This is a genomic window from Mesorhizobium sp. P2_A8 (genome assembly GCF_056404935.1).
The window spans coordinates 155,759-176,564 of sequence record NZ_JBFUDB010000003.1 but is presented as its reverse complement, the minus strand read 5'-3'; the positions used below and the strand labels follow the sequence as shown (position 1 = coordinate 176,564).

Genomic DNA, 20,806 nt, shown 5'->3' with positions numbered 1-20,806 from the left:
GACCCTGGTTCAATTAGCGTGCGGAGATTAGCGCTCGTAGCTCAATCTAGGACAGAGCGGGACCTCTCGGGTAGATGCAGGTTCGAGCCCTGCCGAGTGCACCAAAGTCCCAAGCCCCCACCGCGAGGCAGCGGGCCAATGTGTCGCCAAAATAGTGAGACCCTGGTCGTCCTTTACGAGCCGCAATTCATCGTCGCGGATGCAATCCGGCAAGGCTTGCTGGAAGAGATAAAGCTCGATCAACCGGCCGCGGACCTCGGCGGCATACATCTGATCTACCCGCCCGACCGCTCCCCTCCCGAAGGTCCGGGCCATGATCGATTTCCTGATTCGCGGCATTCACTCCGCGACCGCCGTGGGGCCTTGATTGACGCCGCCGCAGATTGCGCAATCGTCCTTCATGCGGTGTCGACGGTCTGTCCGAAGCCTATGCGGCTGGCAGCGGCGGTAAGACCACGGCCGGATGGCGATCCTCGCGCAAGAGAAGCCCAAGGCTGTAATCCAGCGCGAGCTTGGTGGCGCCAAGCGCCGTTCCGCTATCCTCGAGCGAGCTGACCGCGATCCTCGTGGGCCAGGCAAGTTCGCTGGCGACGCGCTCGACCTCGGCCGTCATCAACGCATTTCGTCCGACGCCGCCGCCAAGCACGATCAATCCCGGATCGAGCACACCTATGCACCCGGCGGCCAGCCGGCCGATGTCGGCGGCGTGGCGCGCCACCGACAGGAGGGCAGGCGGCGATCCGGCTATTGCTCGCTCAAACAACTCCTTGGCTGAGTCGGGCGGCTCGCCCTGATCGGCCGGCCAGTCTTGCCGGCAACGGGAAACGAGCGCTTTCGAGCCAAGATAATGCTCCAGCCCTTCGCGGGAAGGCGTCTCGCTCGCAGACCAGGGAAAAGGCATGCGGCCGACTTCCCCTGCGGCACCACCAGCTCCGCGGAACAGGCGGCCTTCGGTGATGAACCCAAGACCGACCCGCACGCCGACTTGCAGAAAGGCAAATGTCTGATGGCCTTGGGCGGCGCCAAAATGCATTTCGCCGATGGCTGCGCAGTTGACATTGTTTTCGAGGATGATCGGCACCTTGAAATGGCGCCGAAGCTCTCGAAGAACAGCATCGGGACCGTTCACGTGGTCCATGCCAAGACGGCTGGGGGATACGATGCGCGGCACGGCAACGGCGATGCTGCGCAGCACGCGGAAGCTCTTTCCAACCTTTGCAAGGATCGACCTCGTCACCGACAGGATCACGGCGCCGACAACGTCCGGATATGTCGTTCCCGCCTCCGGGATCGTCTCTTCCAGCGCGGCCAGCGGTTGGGCATCCATCGAATAGGCAACGGCACGCACCTGTGCTGCGCCCACGTCTATGCCGATCACGCATCCGGCGCCTGGGCCGATGCCGTAGATAGTGGCCGTACGCCCGATGGCGCCGCGCTCGATCCCGCGCGAGGCAACGAGCCCCAGGGCGCTGAGTTCCGACACGGCTGCCGACATGGTCGGCTTCGACAGGTCGAGCATGGCGCCAAGCTTGGGGCGCGTGACCGGTCCATGTGAAGCGAGCACGCGCAGGACGGCGCGGGCACTTTCAGTCAGACTGGGAATTTCTGGTGAAGCCATAAGCGGTGTTCAACCCACCCTGAAAACGCCGGTGCGTCTAGTCGCAATTCGACGTTGAAATCACGAATCAACAAAGCCGAGTTCATTGTGCGGTGTTTTGACAATTTCTGCGAACGTGTCCGGCCAAGCGTCGACCGCGCCGGATGCCAGCCATCCTTGTGAGACTCTAGAGCTCGGTCGGCGACCACGGCTTCAGCTTGGTGTCGGCCTGGCGGTAGCGGAATGTTATGTCGGTCAGGCCGGCTTCGTCCTGCATCACGCCAACGATCGCCTGCAGGGCGATGATCTCCAGAATGCCGTCTGCCATGGCATTGCCAAGCGTCGGAATGGAGATGACAACGAGCTTGTCCAGCGGCGCGATGTCCGTTCGGTGCGTGATAAGAACAGAAGGACAGCCGAAGGCGGCGACATCGCGAGCGATCTGCACTTCGCGACCATCGCCGAAAACAATGAGGCCAGTGGTCGGATCCTGGGATTCCATCGGACCGTGCAGGTAGTTCAGCGTATCCCAACCGGATGCGGGAATCCGAACCGCCTCGCGGATCAATATGGCCGCCTCGCCGGCATTCGCAAAGCCGATGCCTGCTCCGACGATATCGATCGAGGTTCGGCCTGAGAGCAAGCCTGCAGCCTGTCCGGCAGGAGTGTCTATACCATCCAGCACGGTGGCGGCCATTGGCGGCAGCCGCTTCCACGCGAAGGGCGGCTTGCTGCCGGCAATCCTGTCGATCAGCATGCCCAGTGCCAGCAATGTGCCGGTGTAGCCTGTCGAACTGGCGCCGTTGTCGGCACCCGATGCCGTGGCGATTGCCGCGCCGGTTATGGCGGTCAACGGATTGTCGCTGCCGCGACAGATGGCGAGACGAGGATAGGCTCTGGCCTCCTCCATGACATCGGCGATCTCACGGCTTTGCCCCGATGCCGAGAGTGCGATGAAAGCCTCGGCAGCGGCACCGGTCCTGCCGTAAAGTTCCGTCGGCGAATAGGCGGAGGCCTTGGTGCCAGAAGCACGCAGATAGGTCGCGCCCGCCAACGCCGCCTGATAACTGGCGCCGATGCCGGCAAAGCCAATCGTCTTGCCGCTGAAATCGGCAAGGGCCAGGGCCTCGAGTGCGCCGGCAACCGCCCGCACACCTGCTTCAAGACTCTCGGCCTGTCGCGCGACAGCTGCCCGGTAGCCGATACGCTTCATCATCATTCATACTCCACGGTTATGCGTCGCTCTGCGAGGCCCGGCCGCTAGCCGCGACGAGGCGTCTGGCGATCGCCACGGCGCCGATCACCGGCGGCTCGCGCAACAGCACCACCTGACTGCTGGGCGAAATCGATGCCATCGCCTCGACAAAGGCCTCCATCAGCATGGGCTGCTCGGCGATGACGCCACCTCCGGCGACGACCAGCGCCGCGTTCGCGCCGCGTTCAATCAGCACTTCGACGAGTGCGGCAAGCCCCGCTCCACCTTCCCTGATGACACGGGTCGCCAGCGGCGAGCCCGCGACCGCCGCGTCGAAGACGGCATTGGCATAGCGGCCCCATACTGCGGCGCCCCGCGTCTCGTTGAGCAGAATGCCAAGCTTGGTCTGGTCGTCCGTGTCGAGTTCGCGCATCAGCGCGCCAATCAGCGGGTCGCCATCCTGGCCGCGATCGAGCACGCCGCGTATCGCCTTGGCTGCCTCGCGCACCAGCGCCGCCGCACTGCCTTCATCACCGAGGATCCATCCCCAACCCCCTGCAGCCAGCATCTTGCCCTCGGCTGTCCGCGCCACTGCGATCGATCCCGTCCCCGCAACAACTCCGACGCCGTCCACAAAGCCGGCGGCAGGAACCATCAGTTCCGCGTCGTTTACCACTTGTACCTTGCCGCTCGTCTGCTGCGACAACAGCGCCTGAAAACGCCGGCATTGTTCATCCGTGTCGCAGCCATGGGCGCCGACGGCCATGGCGTCGGGGGCCGAGCCGCCGCACAGATCGATGACAATACCGGCAAGCTTCACCGCATCGGCCTCCATCTGGCGAACCCGCCAGCCATCGGTGATGATCGTCTCGTCAACCACCGTCAGGCTGCCGCGGCTTGCCATGATGCGCGTCTTGGTGCCGCCGATATCCACGCCGGCCAACAGTTTCTGATTCACGGACACTCATCCTGCAGGCTGGCGAGGCAGGTCGCCTTCGCGCAAATCGCATTAGTTAGGAAACTTTACAAACTATCTTCCCAGACGGCAAGAACTATGATTTGATAATCGTCGTGAAAAGCGCATCAAGCGCATGGGAGATTGCAACATGAGCAGGAGAAGGATTGGTCTCGCCCTGGCGGCGGCGTCTTTCGCATGGGGACTCGCGGCAGGCGTGGCGCATGCCACCGACATCTCGTTCTGGACCTGGCGCCAGGAAGACAAGGCAGCCTACAATGAACTTTTCGCCGATTTCACCAAAGCCAACCCGGACATCCATGTGAAGTTCGAGTCGTTCCCGGACGAGAATTATCCGACCATCGTCTCGACGGCTCTGGCCGCCGGCAAGGGCGGCGACGTCATCCACACCCACGCCTATGGCTGGCTTGAGCAGTTCGTGAAAGCCGGCTATTTCGAGCCGCAGGACATGACCACCGTGCCCTCGCTCGCCAACCAGCCCGCCGATGCGCTGGTGGCCGGCACCTACCGCGCCGACAAGAAGGTCTATTCTCTGCCCTTCGCCTCACAGACACTTGGCCTGTTCATCAACAAGGATGTCTTCGCCAAGGCCGGGCTGAACCCGCCGACCACCTGGGACGAGTTCATCGCGGTCAGCAAGGCGCTGAAGGAAAAGGGCATTTATCCCTTGGCCAACGGCATGGGCACCAGTTGGTTCAACGAGATGTTCGTGGCCATCTTCACCAACCCCTTCCTCGGCCCGGACTTTGTCAGCGACCTGACCAGCGGCAAGACCAACTTCAAGGACCCGCGTTATGTCGCGGCACTCGGCAAGCTGCTCGAACTGCGCGACTACATGCCTGACGGCTTCGAAGGCATCGACTACGAAACCGCCGACCAGCTGTTCATCAGCGGCAAGGCAGCGATGCTGGCGGGCGGCAGCTTCGACATCGCCACCTACAGGACGCAGAATCCGGCCATCAACATGGACTTCGTCGCCCCGCCCATGGCCAAGGCCGGCGACACGCCTCAGGTGACCAAGTTCTTCGACGGCGGCTATGCGGTCAACGCCAAGTCGCCCAACAAGGAGGCGGCGTTCAAGCTGGTCAACTGGATGGGCACCAAGGAGTTTGGCGACAAGTTTTCGGCCCTGCTCGGTAACATTTCGCCGATCAAGGGCGTCGTCATCAAGGACGAGCTTCTGTCGCATGTCGCCAAGTTGAACGAGACCGCAATGCCGCATATCAATGTCGTCTACTTCCGTTTCGAGAAGCCGACGGGATCGGAGTTGCTGCAAGGCGACATCACCAAGATGATGTCGGGTTCGATCACCCCGGACCAACTGGCCGCCGACCTGACCGACGGCCTCGCCAAGTGGTACAAGCCTTTCCAGGGCAAGTGAGATGACCAACGGCCGGCGCCACACCGCAAAAGCCTTTCCGTGGCGCCGGTCGCTCTGGATCGCATCTCTGCTGACACCGGCTCTGGTGGTCATGGTGCTTTTCGTGCTCTGGCCGTTGCTCTCGGCCTTCCGCTTCGCCTTCTATGAGTTCAACGGCCTGAGGCCCTCAGGCTTCATCGGGTTCGCGAACTTCCGCGAGGTGCTGTTCGAAACACCTTACAGCGACTGGACCTACAATGCGCTGAAGCACAATGTCATCGCCTTCGTGGCGCTGATGGTGTTCGAGAATGGCACCGCCTTCCTGCTCGCCTACGCACTGTTGAAGGCCTTGCCCGGGCATCGTGTCCACCAGGTCATCGTCTTCCTGCCGGTGGTGCTGTCGGCGGTCATCGTCGGCTTCCTGTGGAAGCTGTTCCTGCATCCGCTGTTCGGCCTGGTCAACCAGATCCTGGGACTGGTCGGCTTCAGCGCCATTCCCTGGCTCGGCAATGAGCACACAGCGCTCGGCAGTATCCTGTTCGCCAATATCTGGCACTGGCTGGGTTTCCCCACTTTGGTGCTTCTGGCAGGCATGCAGCGGGTCAGCAAGGAAGTGCTGGAGGCTGCCCGCCTCGACGGCGCCGGCGATTATGTGCTGATGCGCAAGATCGTCTGGCCGCTGATCGCGCCGAGCGTCACCATCGTCACCATCCTGACCTTCATAGGCAGCTTCAACTGGTTCGAGATTCCCTATGTCATGACCGGACTGACCGGCTCGCCGGGCGGCTCGACCGACGTGCTTGGCCTCTATTTCTACCGCACCGCCTTCGGCAGCACGACCACCGGCATCCAGGATTTCGGCCAGGGCAGCGCGCTGGCGGTGCTGATGTTCCTGTTGGTCGCCGGGGTCACAGCGCTGGCGTTGCGCTATCTGCGCCGCCGCGAGATCGAGCTATGAGCGCCGCCGTGACCACAACCCACGCTTCCGCCGAGGCTGGATCATGACGGCCAAGGGCGACCTGTTCAAGAACGGCGTCATCCAGCTGTTGCTGGCGATCAATGCCGTCATCATGATCTATCCGCTGTTCGTCATGTTGATGTCTTCGTTCAAGACCAATGCCGAGATCTTTTCCTCGCCGCTGGCGCTGCCGACGCATTTCTCGACCGCCAACATGGACAAGGTGTGGACGCAGACCAATTTCGTGCGCTACCTCGCCAATTCGGTCGGCATCACCACGGCATCGGTTGCGCTGATCCTCCTGTTCAGCACGCTTGCCGCCTATGCCATAGCCCGCTACCAGTTCCGCTTTAGTGCGCTGGTGCTGATGTTCTTCCTCAGCGGCATGACCGTGCCGTTGAAGCTGGCGATCATTCCGCTATTCATCCAGCTGGATTCGCTGGGCCTGGTCGACAGCTATCTCGGCCTCGTCCTCGTCTATGTCGCCATGGGCATTCCGTCTGCCGTCTTCATCATGACCGGTTTCCTGCGCACCTTGCCGCGCGAGCTGGAAGAATCCGCACGCATGGACGGCGCCAGTGAATTTCGCATCATGCGCTCGATCATGTTGCCGCTGGCGCGGCCGGCGTTGGTCATCGTGGCAATCCAGAACGCCGTGCCGATCTGGAACGACTTCTTCTTCCCGCTGGTGCTGATCACTTCCGACAATCTGAAGACCCTGCCGCAGGGCCTGACCGTGTTCGTCGGCGAGTTCACCACCGACTGGGGCGTGCTGTTCACCGGACTGACGCTGGCTGCACTGCCGATCACACTGGTCTATATCGTGCTGTCGAAGCAGTTCATTTCCGGCATCACGCAAGGCGCGGTCAAATAGGCATGACCTTAAAAGCGGCAGCCGGTCGTTGCGGTGATGCCTGACCAGAATTCAGACGCGCAATCGAGGACTTGCTGAATGGCAAACCAGAACAAGATCATCATCTCCTGTGCGGTAACAGGCTCGATCCACACGCCGTCGATGTCGCCGCATCTGCCCGTGACGGCTCAGGAAATCGCCACGGCGGCGATCGAGGCGGCGGAGGCCGGTGCCGCCATCGTCCATCTTCATGCGCGCAATCCCGTCGACGGCCGGCCCGATCAGTCGACGGAGGCATTCGCGCCCTTCCTTCAGGTGATCAAGCAGCGTTCCGCGTGCGTGGTGAACATCACCACCGGCGGCGCCGCAACGATGAGCGTCGAGGAGCGGGTCAAGCCGGCCAAGGTCTTTGCGCCGGAAGTCGCCTCGCTCAATATGGGCTCGATGAATTTCGCTCTGTTCCCGATGCTTGAGCGGTTCAAGACTTTCCAGCACGATTGGGAGCAGCCCTATCTCGAGGGCTCGCGCGACCGCATCTTCCGCAACACTTTTGGCGACATCGAGCACATATTGCGCACCTGCGCCGACAACGGCACTCGTTTCGAGATCGAGTGCTACGACATCGGCCATCTCTACACGCTCGCCCATTTCGTCGAGCGCGGCCTGGTCAAGGCGCCCTTCTTCGTTCAGAGCGTGTTCGGCATCCTGGGCGGCATCGGCACCCACCCCGAAGATGTGGCGCATATGAAGCGCACGGCCGACCGCCTTTTCGGCGACGACTACCGCTGGTCGGTGCTGGGCGCCGGACGCAGCCAGTTGCCCATCGCCACGCAGGCCATCGCGCTCGGCGGCAATGTGCGCGTCGGGCTGGAGGACTCGCTGTGGATCGGCAAGGGACAGCTGGCGAAATCCAACGCCGAACAGGTGCGCAAGGTACGCCAGATCATCGAAGGGCTCGGCGCCTCTGTCGCTACGCCTGATGAGGCGCGGCAAATTCTCCAGCTCAAGGGCGGCGACAAGGTCTCCTTCTGACGAATGCTTGCTGACACGAACGGAAGCGATGGAGCGTCTGACAACATGAGTGCAGTTACGATCACCGGCGTTGAGAAGGCTTATGGAAAGGCACGTGTCATTCATGGCGTGTCGGTGGAAATAACGTCGGGCGAGTTCGTTATTCTCGTCGGGCCTTCCGGCTGCGGCAAGTCGACCTTGCTCAGAATGATCGCCGGCCTGGAGGACATCAGTGGGGGCGAGATCGCGCTCGATGGCAAGGTCATCAACGACGTCGCTCCGAAGTCGCGCGACATAGCCATGGTGTTTCAGAACTACGCGCTCTACCCGCACATGACTGTGCGGGAGAATATGACCTTCGCACTGACCCTGAAGAAGACGGACAGGCGCGAGATCGAGAACAAGATCACTCGGGCGTCGACGATCCTCGGACTGCAGGATCTCCTCGACCGCTATCCGCGCCAGCTTTCCGGCGGCCAGCGCCAGCGTGTCGCCATGGGCCGCGCCATCGTGCGCGACCCCAAGGTCTTCCTGTTCGACGAACCGCTCTCCAATCTCGACGCCAAGCTGCGCGTGCAGATGCGCTCGGAGATCAAGGCACTACACCGGCGCCTGGGAACGACGATCGTTTACGTCACCCATGACCAGGTCGAAGCCATGACCATGGCCGACAAGATCGTCGTCATGAATGGCGGCGTCGTCGAGCAGTTCGGTGCGCCGCTCGACCTTTATGACCGCCCAGCCAATCTGTTCGTCGCCCAGTTCATCGGTTCCCCTTCGATGAACATCCTGGAGGGCCATGCGGCATCGGACGGCTTCGTGGCCGCAGATGGAATGGTCTTTCCGCTGCAACAGGCAGGACACACCGGGACGGCGGTGTCCTACGGCATCAGGCCGGAACATCTCAGGCTCTCGGACAGCGGCGTGCCGGCCGTGGTCGAGGTGGTTGAGCCGACCGGATCGGAAACCCTTGTCGTCACGACCGCCGGCCGAAACACGTTAAGCGCATTGGTGCGCGAACGCGCCCATGTGGTTCCCGGCCAACGGGTTTTCCTGGCGCCTGATCTGGCCCAGATTCATCTCTTCGATCAGCATGGAAACCGCGTCGTATCGTCCATATAGCTCTTCGACGGCCGTTGCATTCCGGGGCACCGTGCATAAATCGCCAGGCCCTTCGACAGGGCGTCGAACACCAGCCGGACCCTGTGAACCGCCTTCAGATCTTCATGCATGACGACCCAGGCCTCCATATCCGCACGCAGCCAAGGCAGTACGCGGCGCAAGGGCGGGTTGGTCAATCCGGCCAGCGGGACTTGAGATGGCCCCACGCCAAACCCGGCGCGGACAGCCGCCAATTGCGCCAGCCCACTATCGGTTCGCCACGAAATGTCTTTTCTGGTTAGCCTCGCGTCCTGCCGTTCGAGCGCGGCAATAAGCACTTGGCCACGATCATCGCCGATCAGGCGGTGGTTCGCCAGCAGGCTCTCAAAGCTGTCTGGCAGCGGATATTCGGCCAGGTAGCTCTCGCTGGCGAACAGACCAAGTTCGATCGTGCATGCCCGCCTGGCGATCAACGCGGACTCGCGTGGTCGAAACATGCGGATCGCTACGTCGGCGTCGCGTTGCAACATATCTTCAGCGCGATCGGTCGGCGATATCTCATAGCGAATGGCCGGATGTGCACGGGCCAACCGAGCGAGAATAGGAGGCAGCACCTCCACGCTGACAACCTCGCTGCAGGTAATGCGGACCACCCCGCTTTCGTCGTGCTCCTGGCCCGAGATCGAGCGGCGAGAGCATTGGCGGTAGCTGCCATTGTCTCGGCGAAAGGGTAGGCCGCGTGAGCTGTCTCGGTTGGCACCAGACCTGCCTTGGATCTGGTGAACAAGACGCAGCCCAAGGCAGCTTCGAGCTCGGCAATCTGCTTCCTGACCGTGGGCTGCGCAGTACCAAGCGCACGCGCGGCAGCGGACAGGCTTCCATGATGCATCACGGACAGAAAGGTCGCGTACAAAGCCCAGTTTGCAGAAGCCGTCATAGTCACTTTTTTCGAAGCGCTGGTTATGTTGCGACGATAGACTCGAAGGCGAATGCTGGGCAATGTCCCCGCGTCATTGACTTTTCTTGAGGTATTTAACTGTGACCAGTAGCGCCATTCTGCCGGGCTCGCGCTCTTCCTCATCACCGTTCGCCGTCACGGGCGTTCCACGGGTTCTGCTTCGTCTTGAGGGATTGGCGGCTATCGGTGCGGCTGTTTGGGCATATCAGCTGTCCGGCGGCAACTGGGGCTGGTTTGCCGTATTGCTTCTGGTCCCCGACCTTTCGATGTTTGCTTATCTCGCCGGCCCACGCGCCGGTGCAATCGCTTACAACGCGGTCCATACCTATATCGGGCCTGGTCTGCTGGCCGCGCTGGCCTGGGTGACCCATGCATCCTGGTTCGCCAGCCTGGCACTGATCTGGATTGCGCATATCGGTATTGATCGTGCGCTGGGCTATGGCCTCAAATATGCGACTGCGTTTTCCGATACCCATCTAGGCCGCATCGGCCGGGCGCCAAACAGCATCACGTGACGGACACCGCCACTACAGCGCAGCCAACGCGGCATGCATAGCCGATCTGCTTCGCATCCGGCATCGCCACACTATGGTCGACCCAGGGGAGCACCTGAACCCCTGGGCGTCAGGCGCCCGGGATCGTCCAGTGCTGGCGCCTATTTCGCCTCGGGCAGTTTCACCACGGGTTCCGTCCCGTCCATCATCTGCTTGACGGCATCGGCCGACCTGCTCATCCTCGCTTCGTCCGTGGCCCAACCCGCGAAGCGTTCCAGCAAGGTGGCGAACGTCACCAGTTCCTGCTCATCCCACTGCGCCAGTGACTCGGCGAAAATCCGCCATTTGGTCTGACGTACCGCCGTCACCAGGCGCTCGCCCCTGGCGGTGAGTTTGAGGCAGATGCGCCGGGCATCGAGTTGCGATGCGACGCGCAAGGCGTAGCCGCGCTCGACGATGTCCGCGGAGATACGGCTGGCGCGGGAGGGATCGATCCCCAGGCGCTCGGCGATGATGCCGACCGTCACCTCGTCCTGCTGGGTGTTGCCGACGGCCGAATTGAGCGCGATAGCACTGATCACATCGAGATGGCTCACTTCCAGCGAGGGGTCGATGCGGGCCAGGATCAAACGACCGAAGTCCCGGCGCTGGATTGAGCGGCGCACCTTGTTCATCACCGCATCGATGGCAGCGACGGCCTCGGCTGCCGCTTCGGACAGGCCAGCGCTGCGCGCCAGATTCGCAAGGTTCTGATCGCCGTGTGTTTGACACAAAGCGGAAAATCGGTCGGAATTGCCTGGTCCAGTATCGTTGCTGCTCATATCCCGCGCGCTAGCAAAAATATATGCGACTGTCAATTATATGCTATGGGCATGTATTTGTCATTGACATATATATGCCGCAGGCACATAAATTGCGGGCAAGTACGGAGACACTTATGACCGTCGATACGACCCTTCCGGATGCATCGTCCGCAGACGCCGGAGCCAAACCCGATCTCGCGACACTCATCGTCTATTTCGGCGCGCTGATCGCCATGTTCATGGCCACCATCGACATGCAGATCGTCGTCACTGCCTTGCCCACTATTGCCGGCGAACTGGGCAATCTGCACCTGTTCGGCTGGGTCGGCGCCGCCTACCTGCTGTCGACCGCGGCGGTCGCGCCGTTCTACGGCAAGCTCGGTGACATGTATGGCCGCAAGAACGTGGTGTTGACGGCGATCGGTCTGTTCCTGCTGGGTTCGCTGGTCTGCGGCATGGCATGGTCGATGGAGAGCCTGATCGCCGCGCGCGTCCTGCAGGGTATCGGCGGCGGCGGCCTGATGGTCTCGGCCTTCGCCATGATCGGCGAGCTGTTCGGGCCGCGCGACCGCGCCAAATATCAAGGCTACAGTTCGGCGGTGTTCGCGCTGTCGTCGGTGCTGGGCCCGTTGGCCGGAGGCTACATCACCAGCCTGTTCGGCTGGCGCTGGGTGTTTCTGGTCAACCTGCCGATAGGCATCATCGTGCTGGCGGTGTTGGCGTTCGCCATGCGCAGCCGGTTCAACGAGAAGAAGCATCACATCGACTATCTCGGAGGCTTGCTGCTGGCCATCGGCACCACCGCCATCGTCTATTGGGGCTATCATGTGCTCGACCCCGCGGGGCCGGACCTGCTCACCTTCGTGTTGCCGGTACTCGCGCTTGCCGCCATCGCCTCGTTCATCATGGTTGAGCGGCGGGCCGAGGAGCCGATCGTGCCCTTGCGGCTGTTCGCCATTTCGACGGTCCGCATCGTCTCGGGCGTGTCGTTGGTCGCCGGATCGGTGACGCTGGGCATGTTCTTCTATTTCGCGCTCTACATGCAGACGCTGACCGGACTGAGCCCGGCCGAAGTCGGCTTCCTTTTCCTGCCGGCTTCCATCACCTCGATGATCATCTCGATCGTGGCCGGGTGGGTGATTGCCGCAACCGGCCGCTACAAATGGATGCCGGTTGTGGCGATGGGTATTGGCGGGCTGCTGATGCTGAGCTTTGTCCTTGTCAATTCGCACACGCCGATCTGGGTTCTGGCGGCGATGATGGGTCTGTTCGGCATCAGCATGGGTCTGCAGTTCCAGGTGCTGATCGTGGCGATCCAGGCCGCGGCGCCGCTGCAGGACATCGGCGCGGTGACCTCGCTGATCACGCAGGCGCGGACCATCGGAGCATCGCTGGGACTGGCGCTGAATGGCGCGGTCATGACCTGGGCCCTGAACAGGCAGACCGCCGAGCTCCCCGCCGATGCCGCCGCGCTGCTGTCGGACGGGCTGACCGGACTGAGCCCGCACCTCGCGTCGAGCCTGCCGGCTACGATCCGCGAAGTGGTGCTCGGCCACTACTCGAGTGCCTTCAACACGATGTTCATCTGGGTGGCGGCGCTCTACTTTGTCGCCATGGCGCTGACGCTTCTGCTCGAGGACATCCAGATTCCGAAGCGAGGCTGAGCCCCGAGCTTTCCATAAAGCTGGCGGCCCCTTTTGCGGGCCGCTACCCTTCCGAGGCTCAGACTGGATCGACGACGACCGCGGGACGTGGCTCCACAACTCGATGGGTTCGACCGCATCACCGGCACGCTATCCGGCTGGGTCACTCCAACACATGGCCTCGACCAACAAAACCCGGCCGCAGGATCGCAGGTTACTTCGCACCGTCTTCGCCAAAGGTGTCTTTCATCGCGCGCAGGATAATCACAGCCGAGGCCGCGCCCGGGTCCATGTGTCCAAGGGATCGCTCGCCGAGCCTGGCCGCCCTGCCGCGCGCAGCGACCATGGATCGTGTCGAATTCGCGCCGGCTTCCGCGGCCTCGAGGACGCTGTTCCACATTTCCAGGCTTCCGGCAGCGCGGGCACGTGCACCGACAGCTGCTTCCGTTGCGGGAATCCAGGCATCCAGCATCGTCTTGTCGCCGCGCTGCCCTTTACCGCGCTCCCTGATGCCGGTCGTCATCGCCTCGACGATCGCCGCCTGGCCGGCGGCTGAAAGGCGTTCATCCTGTTTGAGGGCCTGTGCCGCTCTTCGGAACGCTGTCGCATAAAGCGGCCCCGTGGAGGCGCCGACGGCATCGAGAAAGGCCGACGCGGCGGCGGTGAAAACGTCCGATGGAAGCATGTGGTCGAGATCGAGCTTGGCCAGCTCCGCGTTTACCGCCATGAAGCCGAGAGACATGGTGATGCCATGGTCGGCATCGCCGATGGCGCCATCCAGATCCGAGAGACGGTCCTTGCCCGCCTCGATCGCAATGGAGATGCGATAAAACATCCTGCTCAGGCGTCGCGCCGCGTTTTCCGACATCGTGTTCCTCCCAGTTCAAGCAGGATGCGGCCCATCGTCGATCGGCGCATACTTCTAATCTCAGCCGACCCGCAGGACGGCCGTATCGCAAGGGTGATGCAACAGGTCCGTCAACTCGTTGTCGAGGTGCAACACCGTTATCGACGCACCGACCATGTCGAGTGAGGTGCAATAATGCCCCACCCAGTTCGCCTCGATCTTGATGTCCTTCGCGCTCAGCCGCTGCGCGACACGTCTGAACAGGATGTAAAGTTCCATCAGCGGCGTCGCGCCAAATGAATTGATCAGCACCGCGACACGGTCGCCCGATGCCGGTTTCATTTCCGAAAAGATGCGGTCCATCACCCGGTCCGTGATCTCATCGGCGCTCATCATTTTCTCGCGAATGACACCGCGCTCGCCATGGATGCCCATGCCGATCTCCATATCGTCGGGGCCGATCTCGAAATTGTGGCGGCGGGTCTGCGGGAGAGAGCAGGGCTCCAATGCAACGCCCATCGTGAATGTCCGCGCGTTGGCCTTGCGTGTCACTGCCTCGCAGGCATCAAGCGACAAGCCGCGGTCGCAGGCGGCTCCGGCGATCTTGAACATGAAGAAGTTCCCAGCGACGCCACGGCGGCCCTCCCTGTCCTCGAGCGGAGACGAGGCGATGTCGTCCGTCGTGACAACCGTGCGAACCTCGATGTTGTCTTCCGCCGCCATCTCGGCCGCCATTTCGAAGTTCATCACGTCGCCGGCATAGTTGCCGTAGACGAAGAGCACGCCTTGCCCGCCGGATGCGGCCTTGGCGCACTGAAAGATCGGGCCGGGAGGCGGTGACGAGAAGATGTTGCCGACCGCCACGGCATCGGCGAGCCCCTTTCCGACATAGCCGAGAAAGCAGGGTTCGTGCCCCGTGCCGCCGCCGACCACCAGCCCCACCTTGCCAGGCCTCGGCCCTGTGCGGGCAACGAGAGCACGATGCGAACCGTTGATAGGCTTGATGTAGGCGGCATGGGCCTTCAACACGCCGTCAAGCATTTCCTCGACGACATCGTCGGGGTCGTTGAGGAACTTCTTGATATGGGTCCGGAAGTTGCTGGGCAAAGCCACGGTGTTGTCGAACCTTGGGCGTTGCGAGAGCTTCTGGTCGAGCTCCGTCACGCCGTCGGCATTCAGGATGCCGCGGCCCGTGGCAGCGTCGGTGATGAGCACGTTGACATAGCCGCCGCGCAGCGCGGCAAGGATTGCCGGCACCTTGTCGAAACCGCCGGCGACCGCGATGCGCAGGCCGATGGCCTTCAGCTTGTCGAGCGATATTCCGATCGTACGGTCGTCGAGCGGGCCGGCCACGGGATTGCCCTGTCCGTCGATGAAGCGACCGGCAACGACACCCACGGCATCCTTGGCGAGGTACTGTTGCAGTGAGACCGATTCGAAGAAGCCGCTGGTGTGGATCGTTGAATTTGGTCGCAGCGAAGAGATGCCGAAAAGCGCCTTGTTGGCTTTGGCAAGCGCCTCGAACTGGCTTTCGATCAGCGTCTCGCGCAGCAGCATGTCGCGAACCTCGGCGGTCGAAACGACTGCTGGTGCGGTGATGTTGATCAGCTTCCCGTCCACGGCGCCGGCGATGGCGGCCGCGCAGAGTTCCGGCGTATACGCAAAACTCGCACGGGTGCCTCCGGTCGCCTGAACGACAGTGACGTCCTGGAGGCCGGGCACGGAGGCCTGCTCGCCGATCGCCAGCACCGTTCTTCCCCAGGCAACCGCAAGCGTGTCCCCGGATTTCAGGAGCTTGGCGAGTGCCTGCGCCGCGGCGCCGCCAAGACGATCGATCAGCGGACGCGCATTGTCGTCGCTTGGCACGACCAGACAGTCATGCAACCCGAAGTGACGCTTGAGTTCCTGTGCGATGGAGAGCGAGCTCAGCCGGGATGGCTCGAGGGAAATGTTGACGATGCCGCGGGCGCGGGCATCGGCCAGATAGCTGTTCACCGTCGCCCGCGAAATGCCCATGATGTCGGCGATATCGCCCTGCGTCATGCGATCTTCGTAGTACAGCCAACAGGCCCAGACATAGGGGTCGTCACCGTAGCGCAGCGGGATGGGTTCAGTGCCGGCCTCTGCTCCCGTCCGCATCGTTCCGTTCTTCCGTGCCGATGATGCCTTGACGATCATGCTGCCTGGTTTCCCCGAATCCAAAATCGCCGCCAAGATGAGCGCAAACGGGCGAACTCTCAATCTTGCTCCGGATCATGCACCAGAGCGATGGGGCTCTGGCTTTTGTTTGAGCATGATCTTGTCCGAAAACCGGATTCCACTTTTCGGGATCATGCTCTGGCTTGCTCCCGGCTGGGAGATCAGCCGGGAGCCATTGCTCGGGAGGAGCATACTTCAAAATTCAACGCACCTAGGCCGCAGGCAGCTGCATTTTCTGCTTGGCACCGAGCGCCAGGGCTTTCAGGATCAACGCGCAGGATGTGGCGCCGGCGTCGAGGACGCCGAGCGAGCGTTCACCCAGACGGCTGGCCCGGCCGATCCTTGCCACAAGGTCCTTTGTGCCGTCGCGGCCCTTCTCTGCCGCGACAACCAGCGCATCCAGGGCTTCCGGGAACGGCTTTCCGTCGGCGTCGGCGCTGTTGAAGGCGTCGATGGCCGGGACGAGCGTATCGAGAAGCGTCTTGTCGCCAACCTTGGCCGACCCGATGGCCTGGATGCCGTCGAGACCACTGGTGAGCATGGCGCTGAAAGTCTTCGCATCGATTGACGATGATTTTTCGATCGTTTCGGCGAACTGCGTGAACATGACGCCATACAGCGGCCCCATGGAACCACCGATCTCGGTCATCAGCACGGTGCCCAGCGTATCGAAGGCCGTGGCCAGCGACATGTCGTTGCCCCTGATCCTCTCCGCGGCCATGCCGAAGCCCTTGGCCATGTTGACGCCGTGGTCGCCGTCACCGATCTTGCCGTCGATCTCGCTCAGATAGGCGCGATTTTCGATGATCCGGTCCGCCACCGAAAGAACGATGTCGCCAGTGGAAGCGTTGTCAAAGTGCTGCATTCGCTTGTCTCCTAGAACCTTGCGGGACAATCGACGTCCACATCCAGCAGCCTTTTCAATTCGGCGTCGAGCGCCATGACCGTGAGTGTGGCGCCGACCATCTCCAGCGAGGTGAAATAGTTGCCGATATAGGTCTTGTGGATGCTGAGCCCGCGTCCGGTGATCTCCTGTTCGATCGTGTCGTTGAGGATGTAGAGTTCGTTGACCGGCGTTGCGCCGAGGCCGGACACAAGGACCGCAACTTCTGTTCCGGCCGCAAGGTCATGATCATCGAGGACGATCTTGACCATATCCCGTGCAATCTCGGCCGCGGGCTTCAGCGGCTCGATCCTGACACCCGGCTCACCGTGATGCCCGATGCCGACTTCCATCGTGCCCGGCTCGATCGAGAAGTTTGGGTGCCCCACGGCGGGCAGCGTGCAAGGGCCAAGGCCAACACCAATCGAGCGGCAGTTGTCGATCGCCGTTTGCGCCGTCGCCCGGACATCCGCCAGATCGGCACCTTCCGCGGCCTTGGCTCCGGCGCATTTCCACATGAAGATCTCGCCGGCCACGCCTCGGCGCTTGTCGCGCTCATCCGGTCCCGCCGAACACACATCGTCGTTGGCAACGACAGTTGCGATCTCGATGCCTTCCTTGGCCGCGAGCTTGATGGCCATCTTCACATTCATGTTGTCGCCGGCGTAGTTGCCATAGAGGCAGACGACACCCTTGCCGCCATTGGCCTCGCGCGCGGCGTCGAAGAAGCTCTTTGCCGTCGGTGACGAAAACAGCTCGCCGACCGCGACCGCATCCAGCATGTTGCGTCCCGTATAGCCGATGAAGGCCGGTTCATGGCCGGAGCCACCGCCGGTGATCACGCCGACCTTACCGCTGACCGGTGCATGGCGGGCGACGATGACACGGGGATTGCCACCCAGCCTGACGATATGGGCATGCGCCTTGACGAAGCCCTTGACCGTATCCTCGACGACCTCGTCGGGATTGTTGATGAACCGCTGCATTGTTGCTCCAATCTTGCGCCGTCAGATGATGGTGTAGCCGCCGTCGACCAGAAGGTCGGCGCCGTTGATCATGTCGGCGCCGTTCGATGCCAGGAACACCGCCGCGGCGGCTATTTCCTCCGGGAAGGCAAAGCGGCCGGTCGGAATGCGCTGCTTCAGCGCCTCGCCGCGCGGCCCGTCCCACGCCTTCTTGCCGAGCTCGGTCAGCACCACTGTCGGCGAAATCGTATTCACGGTGATGCCATGCTTGCCCCACTCGGCGGCAAGCGTCTTGGACAGGCCGATGACGCCGAATTTCGAGGCGCAATAGGCGACGTGCTGGTCGATCGCGACGGTGCCGGCCTGCGAGGCCATGTTGATGATCTTGCCGCCCTTGCCGGCTTTGATCAGGATGCGTCCGGCGGCCTGGGAGACCAGGAACGTCCCCTTGAGATTGATGGCGATGGTCTTGTCCCAGGCGTCGAGGCTGAGCTCCTCGGCGGGAGCAAGCATGACGACACCGGCGCTGTTGACGACGATGTCGATATGGCCGAAGGCGGCTTCCGCCGCAGCAAACACGGCATCCACCGATTGCGGATTGGAGACATCGCAGACGAAGGACTTCGCGCCGTTGCCGAGTTCGTCGGCCTTCGCTTTCGCGACTGATTCATTGATGTCGATCACGCCCACGGCAGCTCCCTTGAAGGCAAATGCCGACGCAATGGCACTGCCGATGCCGGAGGCGCCGCCGGTGACCAGGGCGACTTTGCCGCCAAGTGAAAAATTGAGGTCGACCTGTATGGAATCAGTCATGGTTCTCTTCTCGGCCTGTTGGAAAGTGGGGTGTGCGAGAGAGCACACCCCACGGGCTGGATTACTTGCGCGTCGCAAGAAGCTTGTCGACGTTCTCCGCCGTCACCGGGGTCCACGGAACATTGTAGATCTTTTCCTTGCCGTCCTTCCACGGCATGTCCTTGTAGGTCACCCAGATGTCGGACTGGGGCTTGTAGTCACCCTTCTTGGCATTGAAGATGGCAAGATCGAGCGCACCTTGTGCCTGGGCGCGCGCATCCTGAAGGATCGACGTCATCTCGCCGGCCTTGACGGCGTGGAGCGCGTCGGTGATGCCGTCGATGCCGGCAATGGCGAAGCTCTTCACGTCAAGGCCCGCGGCCTTGATCGCCTCGATGGCGCCGAGAGCCATTTCGTCGTTCTGGCCGATCACGCCGTTGATCTGCTTGGGGTGTGCGGTGAGCCAGTTTTCCATCAGCGTCTGCGCTTCAGCGCGCGACCAGTTCGCCGTCTGATCTTCGAGGATCTTGACATCCGGGCACTCAGCAAGCGCCTTTTTGTTGCCTTCGAGACGGGAAATCTGCGCCGACTGACCGACTGGTCCTTCGAGGATGACGACGTTGCCCTTGCAGCCGATCTTGTCGAGCACGGTCTTGGCTTCCATGTAGCCCGAGATCGTGTCGTCCGAGCCGACATAGGAGGCCAGGAGATCAGAATTGACGCGGGTGTTCGAACCGACAACCGGGATGCCTGCGTCGGCTGCCGTCTGCACGGCAGCCGCGCCGGCGTCGACATCGATCGGCGCGAAGATGATCGCATTGTATTTCTGCGTGACCATCGTCTTGAACTGGTCCTGCTGGACCAGGGCATCATAGCGGCCGTCGAAGACCGTCAGCTCGACTTCACCGCTCTTGACGGCAGGGTGCTCCTGAAGCGCTGCCGCCCAGATCTGCATGAACTCCGCATTCAACCCGTAAGGCGCTGCGCCGATCTTGATCTTCTCCTGCGCCATGGCCGACGAGGCCAGCAGCGCGGTCGCGGATGCGAGCGCTATCATCAATGTTTTCATTTCGTACCTCCACTTAAGTGAGCGACCGACATGGTTCGCCTATCAACGGACACGCGTTGTGCAGGTCCGATCCCGGAAGGGGGCTCAGGCCCCGTAGTTTCTCTTCTGATCAAGCATCACGGCGCCGACGATCAGGGCGCCCTTGAGAACTTGCTGGTAGTAGGATTGGATACCCATCAGATCGAGGCCGTTGTTCATGACGCCGATGATCAGCGCGCCAATCAGCGTGCCGGTCACCCGGCCCACCCCTCCCGAAAGGCTGGTTCCCCCGATCACCACCGCAGCGATCGCGTCCAGTTCGTAGGCAATGCCTGCCTGCGGCAGTGCGGAGCCAGTGCGGGCGCTGAGCAGCATTCCCGCGAGGCCGGCAAGACCGCCGGAGACGACATAGACGACGAACTGTATGCGGGTAATGTTGATGCCCGAGGTCCTGGCTGCGTGAGGGTTGCCGCCGACGGCATAGATGTAACGGCCGAAACGGGTCCGGTTGAGGATCCACCAGGAGACGGCAAACACAACTGCCAGGATGACGACCGGGGCCGGTATGCCGAGGAAGTCGCCTGTGCCGATCCAGCGAAACGCCGGCGTCAGCGCCGGAACAGGTCGGCCTCCACCATAGATGAGAGTCAGTCCGCGCGCCGCCGACAGCATGCCCAGCGTCGCCACGAAGGCCGGTACCGAGAACCGCGACACGATCACACCGGAAACGGCACCGCAGGCAACACCCACCAACAGGCCGATGCCGAGGCCGAAGACGACTGGATAGGGCGCTCCGGAAATCCCCGCGGTCGCCGACGTGGTCACGAAACTGGCACTGATGAGGCCGGCCAGCGCGACGACCGAGCCAACCGAGAGGTCGATGCCGCGGGTCAGGATGACGAAGGTCATGCCGATGGCGAGGACACCGTTGATCGACGTTTGCAGCAGCACGTTCGAGATGTTGCCGGCCGTCAAAAAGAACTCGTTGGAGACCGACAGAACCGCAACCAGGATCAGGAAAGCAAAGAAGATGCCGTATTCCTGGATCAGCAGCCGGCGCTGCTCGGAACCGAGCCAGCCCTTTGTGTTCTTGTTGTCTCCAACCGACATCCCTGACTCCTCT

At 62.2% G+C, this 20,806-nt stretch carries 19 protein-coding genes, 1 tRNA gene and 1 pseudogene; 8 read left to right on the top strand and 13 right to left on the bottom strand.

Features of this window, described 5'->3' with window-relative positions; all coding sequences use genetic code 11:
* The first annotated feature begins 30 nt into the window (after window positions 1-30).
* Window positions 31-104 (top strand) — tRNA-OTHER (locus AC1D10_RS10425).
* 323 nt (window positions 105-427) lie between these two features.
* Here the strand turns inward: AC1D10_RS10425 and AC1D10_RS10420 are convergent.
* From AC1D10_RS10420 to AC1D10_RS10410, 3 genes are all read right to left on the bottom strand, one after another.
* Complete coding sequence (locus AC1D10_RS10420; RefSeq protein ID WP_477271262.1) at window positions 428-1,618, bottom strand: ROK family transcriptional regulator; 1,191 nt, start codon at window positions 1,616-1,618, stop codon at window positions 428-430.
* A gap of 166 nt (window positions 1,619-1,784) precedes the next feature.
* Complete coding sequence (locus tag AC1D10_RS10415; protein WP_477271260.1) at window positions 1,785-2,816, bottom strand: SIS domain-containing protein; 1,032 nt, start codon at window positions 2,814-2,816, stop codon at window positions 1,785-1,787.
* A 13-nt stretch (window positions 2,817-2,829) separates the two neighbouring features.
* Complete coding sequence (locus AC1D10_RS10410; protein ID WP_477271258.1) at window positions 2,830-3,750, bottom strand: BadF/BadG/BcrA/BcrD ATPase family protein; 921 nt, start codon at window positions 3,748-3,750, stop codon at window positions 2,830-2,832.
* A gap of 148 nt (window positions 3,751-3,898) precedes the next feature.
* Here AC1D10_RS10410 and AC1D10_RS10405 point away from each other — a divergent pair, with 148 nt between their 5' ends.
* From AC1D10_RS10405 to AC1D10_RS10385, 5 genes are all read left to right on the top strand, one after another.
* Entirely contained in the window at window positions 3,899-5,149 is a 1,251-nt protein-coding gene (locus tag AC1D10_RS10405; RefSeq protein WP_477271256.1) for an extracellular solute-binding protein, read from the top strand.
* Between the two features lies 1 nt (window position 5,150).
* Window positions 5,151-6,086, top strand: coding sequence for a carbohydrate ABC transporter permease (locus AC1D10_RS10400; RefSeq protein WP_477271254.1), 936 nt, complete (start codon window positions 5,151-5,153; stop codon window positions 6,084-6,086).
* 43 nt (window positions 6,087-6,129) lie between these two features.
* Window positions 6,130-6,960, top strand: coding sequence for a carbohydrate ABC transporter permease (locus AC1D10_RS10395; protein ID WP_477271252.1), 831 nt, complete (start codon window positions 6,130-6,132; stop codon window positions 6,958-6,960).
* Between the two features lie 78 nt (window positions 6,961-7,038).
* Window positions 7,039-7,971, top strand: a complete 933-nt coding sequence (gene kce / locus AC1D10_RS10390) for a 3,5-dioxohexanoate:acetyl-CoA acetone transferase (protein WP_477271250.1) — start codon at window positions 7,039-7,041, stop codon at window positions 7,969-7,971.
* A gap of 45 nt (window positions 7,972-8,016) precedes the next feature.
* Window positions 8,017-9,072, top strand: a complete 1,056-nt coding sequence (locus AC1D10_RS10385; RefSeq protein ID WP_477271248.1) for an ABC transporter ATP-binding protein — start codon at window positions 8,017-8,019, stop codon at window positions 9,070-9,072.
* Here the strand turns inward: AC1D10_RS10385 and AC1D10_RS10380 are convergent.
* A complete protein-coding gene (locus AC1D10_RS10380; protein ID WP_477271246.1) occupies window positions 9,039-9,704 on the bottom strand; it encodes a LysR substrate-binding domain-containing protein in 666 nt (221 codons plus the stop codon). The genes AC1D10_RS10385 and AC1D10_RS10380 overlap by 34 nt on opposite strands.
* 149 nt (window positions 9,705-9,853) lie before the next feature.
* Window positions 9,854-9,940: pseudogene (locus AC1D10_RS10375) on the bottom strand (helix-turn-helix domain-containing protein); the annotation flags it as partial.
* A gap of 149 nt (window positions 9,941-10,089) precedes the next feature.
* Between AC1D10_RS10375 and AC1D10_RS10370 the strand changes: the two are divergent.
* Window positions 10,090-10,524: a DUF4260 domain-containing protein gene (locus AC1D10_RS10370; protein ID WP_477271244.1), complete on the top strand. Its 435-nt coding sequence runs from the start codon at window positions 10,090-10,092 to the stop codon at window positions 10,522-10,524.
* 140 nt (window positions 10,525-10,664) lie between these two features.
* On the opposite strand, the gene AC1D10_RS10365 is transcribed toward AC1D10_RS10370, so the two are convergent.
* Window positions 10,665-11,324, bottom strand: coding sequence for a MarR family winged helix-turn-helix transcriptional regulator (locus AC1D10_RS10365; RefSeq protein WP_477271242.1), 660 nt, complete (start codon window positions 11,322-11,324; stop codon window positions 10,665-10,667).
* A gap of 116 nt (window positions 11,325-11,440) precedes the next feature.
* Between AC1D10_RS10365 and AC1D10_RS10360 the strand changes: the two genes are divergently transcribed.
* The gene (locus tag AC1D10_RS10360; protein ID WP_477271240.1) at window positions 11,441-12,970 is read left to right on the top strand and encodes an MDR family MFS transporter; all 1,530 of its coding nucleotides are present in this window, start codon (window positions 11,441-11,443) and stop codon (window positions 12,968-12,970) included.
* Between the two features lie 193 nt (window positions 12,971-13,163).
* On the opposite strand, the gene dhaL (AC1D10_RS10355) is transcribed toward AC1D10_RS10360, so the two are convergent.
* From dhaL (AC1D10_RS10355) to AC1D10_RS10325, 7 genes are all read right to left on the bottom strand, one after another.
* Window positions 13,164-13,817 carry a dihydroxyacetone kinase subunit DhaL gene (gene dhaL, locus AC1D10_RS10355; protein WP_477271238.1) on the bottom strand — a complete coding sequence of 218 codons (654 nt, stop codon included), beginning with the start codon at window positions 13,815-13,817 and terminating at the stop codon, window positions 13,164-13,166.
* A 60-nt stretch (window positions 13,818-13,877) separates the two neighbouring features.
* Window positions 13,878-15,974, bottom strand: a complete 2,097-nt coding sequence (locus AC1D10_RS10350) for a bifunctional sugar-binding transcriptional regulator/dihydroxyacetone kinase subunit DhaK (protein ID WP_477271236.1) — start codon at window positions 15,972-15,974, stop codon at window positions 13,878-13,880.
* Between the two features lie 232 nt (window positions 15,975-16,206).
* Complete coding sequence (dhaL, locus tag AC1D10_RS10345) at window positions 16,207-16,860, bottom strand: dihydroxyacetone kinase subunit DhaL (protein ID WP_477271234.1); 654 nt, start codon at window positions 16,858-16,860, stop codon at window positions 16,207-16,209.
* A gap of 11 nt (window positions 16,861-16,871) precedes the next feature.
* Window positions 16,872-17,864: a dihydroxyacetone kinase subunit DhaK gene (locus AC1D10_RS10340; RefSeq protein WP_477271232.1), complete on the bottom strand. Its 993-nt coding sequence runs from the start codon at window positions 17,862-17,864 to the stop codon at window positions 16,872-16,874.
* Window positions 17,865-17,885: 21 nt separating this feature from the next.
* A complete protein-coding gene (locus tag AC1D10_RS10335; RefSeq protein ID WP_477271230.1) occupies window positions 17,886-18,656 on the bottom strand; it encodes an SDR family oxidoreductase in 771 nt (256 codons plus the stop codon).
* Between the two features lie 61 nt (window positions 18,657-18,717).
* The gene (locus AC1D10_RS10330) at window positions 18,718-19,704 is read right to left on the bottom strand and encodes a substrate-binding domain-containing protein (RefSeq protein WP_477271228.1); all 987 of its coding nucleotides are present in this window, start codon (window positions 19,702-19,704) and stop codon (window positions 18,718-18,720) included.
* A gap of 84 nt (window positions 19,705-19,788) precedes the next feature.
* Window positions 19,789-20,793: an ABC transporter permease gene (locus AC1D10_RS10325; protein WP_477271226.1), complete on the bottom strand. Its 1,005-nt coding sequence runs from the start codon at window positions 20,791-20,793 to the stop codon at window positions 19,789-19,791.
* Window positions 20,794-20,806: the final 13 nt, after the last annotated feature.